The organism is Vibrio sp. 10N.222.49.C9 (assembly GCF_041474985.1).
Lineage (GTDB): Bacteria > Pseudomonadota > Gammaproteobacteria > Enterobacterales > Vibrionaceae > Vibrio > Vibrio crassostreae_C.
Window position 1 is genome coordinate 1 of record NZ_JBFRVD010000399.1, and the last position, 243, is coordinate 243.

The 243-nt window shown below is 45.3% G+C and carries 1 protein-coding gene; it reads left to right on the forward strand.

Annotation, left to right across the window (positions count from 1 at the left end):
- A partial coding sequence (locus tag AB4585_RS23690) for a hypothetical protein (RefSeq protein ID WP_372171213.1) occupies nt 1–243 on the forward strand: 243 nt, incomplete at both ends.

Here is a 243-nt window from a genome sequence, read left to right on the forward strand (position 1 = left end):
GACCTAGTGAAGGCAACTCCAGATAAAGATCAGCTGATTTCACTCTATGGTCAAATGGCATTTAAATCTTGGTTAAATGAGTTGCTAGAGGGCGGTACCGGCGTTGTAGAAGCGGATGAGAAATCTGGTCGTGCCATTAGCAACGGAGCAGGTAAAGCGGCATCAACAGCTGAAACACCGACAAAAGCGATTACCATCGATCGCAGCCAGTACGAAACCATATTAGAAGAAGACAGTTTTAAC